Annotated in this window: 6 protein-coding genes; 3 read left to right on the top strand and 3 right to left on the bottom strand. The window is 64.5% G+C overall.

From position 1 onward, the window contains the following. Window positions 1-108 precede the first annotated feature (108 nt). Together EBE87_RS27655 and EBE87_RS27650 are read right to left on the bottom strand one after the other, a co-directional pair. Window positions 109-777, bottom strand: coding sequence for a glutathione S-transferase family protein (locus EBE87_RS27655; RefSeq protein ID WP_120641087.1), 669 nt, complete (start codon window positions 775-777; stop codon window positions 109-111). A gap of 40 nt (window positions 778-817) precedes the next feature. After that, window positions 818-1,354: a peroxiredoxin-like family protein gene (locus tag EBE87_RS27650; protein ID WP_233553507.1), complete on the bottom strand. Its 537-nt coding sequence runs from the start codon at window positions 1,352-1,354 to the stop codon at window positions 818-820. A 247-nt stretch (window positions 1,355-1,601) separates the two neighbouring features. Between EBE87_RS27650 and EBE87_RS27645 the strand changes: the two genes are divergently transcribed. Both EBE87_RS27645 and EBE87_RS27640 read left to right on the top strand, forming a co-directional pair. Beyond that, window positions 1,602-2,504 (top strand): LysR family transcriptional regulator, encoded by a 903-nt coding sequence (locus EBE87_RS27645; RefSeq protein ID WP_199708077.1) that lies wholly within the window; start codon window positions 1,602-1,604, stop codon window positions 2,502-2,504. A gap of 251 nt (window positions 2,505-2,755) precedes the next feature. Beyond that, window positions 2,756-3,076, top strand: a complete 321-nt coding sequence (locus tag EBE87_RS27640; RefSeq protein ID WP_199708084.1) for a Spy/CpxP family protein refolding chaperone — start codon at window positions 2,756-2,758, stop codon at window positions 3,074-3,076. Window positions 3,077-3,321: 245 nt separating this feature from the next. On the opposite strand, the gene EBE87_RS27635 is transcribed toward EBE87_RS27640, so the two are convergent. Further along, window positions 3,322-3,714 (bottom strand): winged helix-turn-helix transcriptional regulator, encoded by a 393-nt coding sequence (locus EBE87_RS27635; protein WP_122140296.1) that lies wholly within the window; start codon window positions 3,712-3,714, stop codon window positions 3,322-3,324. Window positions 3,715-3,797: 83 nt separating this feature from the next. Between EBE87_RS27635 and EBE87_RS27630 the strand changes: the two genes are divergently transcribed. Continuing rightward, complete coding sequence (locus EBE87_RS27630) at window positions 3,798-4,529, top strand: SDR family NAD(P)-dependent oxidoreductase (protein WP_122140295.1); 732 nt, start codon at window positions 3,798-3,800, stop codon at window positions 4,527-4,529. Window positions 4,530-4,674 lie beyond the last annotated feature (145 nt).

Raw genomic sequence — 4,674 nt, 5'->3', positions numbered from 1 at the left:
TTGGTCCTCGTCGCTTGCTGATCCATCAAACACCTCCAGCTCAAACTTTGCCTCTGGGTGTCCACGGAAGCCAAGGAGGATCACCCTGAGGACGCCGGCGCCATGATCTCAGAGCGTGATGCCGGCCGCCTCAAGCGCACCGTCAATGCGGTCATCGACCTCGCGCTTCGTCGCCGCCCAACCCGGCACCGTCGCCAGCAGCCGCTGCTGCCACGCGACCAGATTGGGAAACTCGTTCAGCGGGATCTTCGTCCGCTCGTTCTGCGAGAACGGGCCGGCGATGTCGAAGTCGGCAAGGGTCAGCCGGTCGCCGACGATATAGTCGTGCTTCGCCAGATGCGCGTCCAGCACCGTGGCAGCCGTGCGGATCTTGTCGGCCGCGAGCTTGACGATGGTTCCGTCCGTGGGCTGCCCAATGAACTTCTTGCCGATCACCTCGTCGAAGGTGAGCGTCGCGAAGATGCGCCACTGTTCGCCCGACCAGAACATCCACTGGAGAATCTCGTACTTCTCACGCGCCGTGCGACCCGCCAGATCGCTTCCCGCCTTCTCGGCGAGATAGAGGTTGATCGCGGCGGACTCGTAGAGCACGAAATCACCGTCGACCATGACGGGTGAGAGGCCGTGCGGGTTCAGCGCCAGAAACGCGGGCGTGTGGCTCTCGCCCTTGAAGAGATCGATGTCGACGATCTCGATATCGCTGCCCATGGCAGCCGCCGCTGCGGTGACGCGGCGCCGACTGCCGGAACCGGGGTCGCCGTAAATCTTGATAGCCATGATTATATTCCTTCTCGGGGGGTGGGGTTGAAATCAGCCGTCAGGCGACGATGCCGGCCTGCAGCCGATCGAGCACCGGCAGCAGTTCGGTGGGATCGGGGCGCCAGGCATAGTCGAGGTTGACCTCGGCATAAGCGATCACGCCGTCGGTCCCGATCACATAGCGTGCCGGCATCGGCAGCACCCAGGACGGGTCGTCGTTGATCTTCGCCAGATCGTTGCCGAACTGCTTGTAGACGTCGATCAGGTCCTCCGGCAGCGAGAAGCCCAGGCCGAACGCGGCGGCGACGGCGGCCCCGGCATCGCTGAGGATCGGGAAGCCGAGCTTGTTTTCGCGCTGCGACTTTCGGCTGTTCGCCGGGGTCTGGGGCGAGATCGCGACGAGGCTCGCGCCACGCGCCTTTATTTCCGACCGGACCTCTTCCAGAGCCTGCAGGTCGAAGTTGCAGTACGGGCACCAGACGCCGCGGTAGAAAGTCACGACCAGCGGTCCCCGTGTTAGAAGCGCGCGCGAACTCACGTTGTTGTCGTCGGCATCCTGAAGCGTGCATTCGGGCGCCGTAGCGCCGGCTTCCATAGCCTTGTCGGCCTGCCGGCTGTCGATCGGCGACTGAGTCGCGCGCTACATCGTGTCGAGCTGGCTCCTAGTGGGAATCAGCGGAAAGCGTCCATTCTCAAAGTCCTCGCGCATCGCGTCGAGTTTGTCCTGGAGCTTCATTTCATAATCTCCGCGTCTGCGGCGAAGGTGCCGTGAGTCGGAAGTTAGGTTCTCTGCGAAAGGCGGTGTATCCATCCAATTCGAAGAACATTTATCTGGATTCCGAATGAGTGATCGCTGGCAGGAAATGGCCGTTTTTGTCCGCGTGGCCAACACAGGCAGTCTCACGCGCGCTGCACGTGAATTGAAGCTCTCGCAGCCTTCGGTGTCGCGCATCGTCGGCACGCTGGAGGCGCGGTTGGGCACGACGCTGTTGCTGCGCACTACCCGCAGCATCTCGTTGACGGACGCAGGTGCGCTTTACCTCGACCGTGCGAAGCGGCTGCTCGCGGAAATGGAGGAAGCCGAGCAGGCGACGCGGGGCGTCGATTCCCTCCACGGCGTAATCCGCCTTGCGATGCCGGTGGCGTATGGCACGCGAGCGGTCATACCGGTCCTGCCGACATTCCTGGCCCGGCATTCTGACCTGAAGGTCGAGTTGGTCATGAGCGACGCGCGCCAGAACCTCATCACTGACGGCGTCGATCTGGCTATCCGGATCAATGTCGGGCCGTTAGATGGTTCCGGCTTTGGCGTTCGTAAGCTCGCGCTCGTTGAGCGACTGGTGATGGCGGCACCGGCCTACCTGGTGGCTCATGGCATGCCGGCCACACCGTCCGACCTCGCGAAGCATGATTGCATCTTGCAGCATGGCTCGTTCGGCGGCGAGAGCTGGCGTTTCACGCACAACAAGACGGTCACTTCCGTCGATGTCCAACCCAGGTTCTGGATCAACTCCGCCCCGGGAGTGCTGGCGGCTACCGTTGCGGGCCTGGGCATCGCGCTGGGGACGCGCGTGATGGCGGGCGAGGAACTGCGCACCGGCCAACTCACGCAGTTGCTCCAGCCGTACCGGCTCGACCCCGCGGAAGTCTATGCGGTCCTCCCGGCAGGTCCAAGACCATCGGCGAAAGTCCGGGCCATCCTGGATCACCTCGCAGCCTCGATCGGGGCGATGACGTCAGGCTGACCACTATCCGAGAAAGAGCCAAGCGGACGAACGACCGCAGGTGACTGAAAATCGCTGGTGAATAGTTTTCGCACAGCCTGGGGGGACACCAACACCACGGCGCCATGCAAGGCGGTACTTCGTCCCAGCCCTACGCGGCGTTGGAGGGCCGACGCATAAAGGCCCTCTCCGAGGAGAACGCTGCGGCTCTGCTAGCTGGGCGCGGGATGGGCTTTGGCCTCGCGGCCGAACTGAACGGCTACCCAGGCCCCATGCACGTGTTGGAGCATGCCGATGCCCTGCGCCTGACGCCCGAGCAACGCAGGACGGCGGAAGCGCTCCGCGACCGCATGGCCGGGGAGGCACGAACCCTCGGCACCCGTATCGTCGCCCTGGAGGGCGAATTGGACCGGTTGTTCGCGAGCGGGGCGGCTGAGACAGGGAGCCTTGCGGCCCTGACCGCATCCATCGGTGCCCTGAACGGCAGGCTCCGCGAGGTGCATCTCGTGACGCACATCGCCGTGCGCGACACGCTCCAGCCGGAGCAGCGGGCAGCCTACGCGCGGCTACGGGGCTATTCCGGAGAGCGCTGAGGGCACCGAAGCGCCATCGCAACCGTCGGATTCCTAATAGGCCAGGTCCGCTTCAGAGTGCTCAAATCTGGCATCCTAGTGTCCGACATGGGCGCACAGCGGCCACAACCAGGTCTAGCCGGAAGTAGAACGTCCGCTTCCGGGTGCAGTGTCCGAGCAAGCAGCCATTACGCGGCAGGATAAGCTCAACGGCTTGGGTAGTCGGCCCCCACACCAGTCCATTCCTGGAAAATGACCTGTAAAGCCTACTCGGCCTGCTTGGCGCGGTCGTATGCAGTGCTGGCTTCATTGATCGCATCGCCATGCGCAAGTGCCCAACCGCAGAGCGCCTCGAACGGTTGACGCAGCGAATGGCCTAGCGGCGTAATGGCGTATTCCACGCCGATTGGCGCCGTCGGCAGCACGGTGCGCGTTACCAGCCCGTACCGCTCCGGGCGCTTCAGCGCGTCCGCGAGAGCTTTATGGGTGATGCCATCAAGGCGCCGCTTGATCTCGTTGAAGCGCGAAGGCTTCGGGCAGAGCACCGTGAGGATCAGGATGGTCCACTTGTCCGCGATCTTGTCGAGCACCGGGCGCACCCGCGCCATGTTGGACAGCGCGCAGGAGGAGAGTGCTTCCAGGTCGGTATCATCGGCCATATCTAGGCTATCCAAATTGCGTTCTTGCTACCAGATACACTCTGTATATCTAGACCGCTATCGTTGAAGAACAGGAGACGACGATGGCGCGGATGTTGAACAAGGTTGCCCTGGTGGTGGGCGGCGCGAGCGGCATCGGCCTTGCCACCGCCGAGCGACTGGCAGCCGAGGGTGCGACGGTCTTTCTCACCGGGCGCCGTGCCGAAACGGTGGAGATGGCCGCCGCCACGATCGGCCGGGGAGCACGCGGCCTCGTCGCGGATGCCAGCGTGGCGCAAGATGTGGCGGCGGCCGTCGCCGCGGTGCGGGACACGCATGGCCGTATCGACGCGCTGGTGCTCAATGCCGGGATCTCCGAACCGGCACTGCTGGCCGAGGAGACGCCGGAGCATGTCGACCGGCACTTCCTGGTCAATGTGCGAGGCCCTGTTCTCGCCTTCCATGCGGCGGTCGGCGCCATGGACAAGGGCGGCTCGGTCGTGCTCATCGGGTCGATCGCGGACATAGCGGGCATTCCCCACTACGGCACCTATGCCGCCACCAAGGCGGCCCTACGTTCCTACGCGCGCACCTGGACCGCGGAACTGGCGCCGCGCGGCATCCGCGTGAACGTCGTCAGCCCAGGCCCCACGGATACGGCGATGATGGCGGCCACGACGGATGAGGTGCGCGCGGTCCTGATCGGGCAGATCCCGCTCGGCCGCATGGCGCGTCCGGAGGAAGTTGCGGCGGCAGCGCTGTTTCTCCTCAGCGACGAGGCGAGCTTCATCGCGGGCGCTGAACTCTGTGTTGATGGTGGAATGCGGCAGGTCTGACCTGTTACGAGCCAGCGGAGGACACGCGCTCACGCAGCCGTCGGTCGCTTGCAGACCGGCGGGACCTTGTTGCACGGACTAGCGGCTTGGGCGCGGTGAGCCTTACGGGTAGCTCGGGTCAGGCAAGTCGGGCCCACTCCGGACG

It is taken from the genome of Teichococcus wenyumeiae, from assembly GCF_003696345.1.
GTDB classification, from domain to species: Bacteria; Pseudomonadota; Alphaproteobacteria; order Acetobacterales; family Acetobacteraceae; genus Pseudoroseomonas; species Pseudoroseomonas wenyumeiae.
The sequence above is the reverse complement of the archived record's forward strand: the minus strand, read 5'-3'. Positions and strand labels throughout refer to the sequence as shown.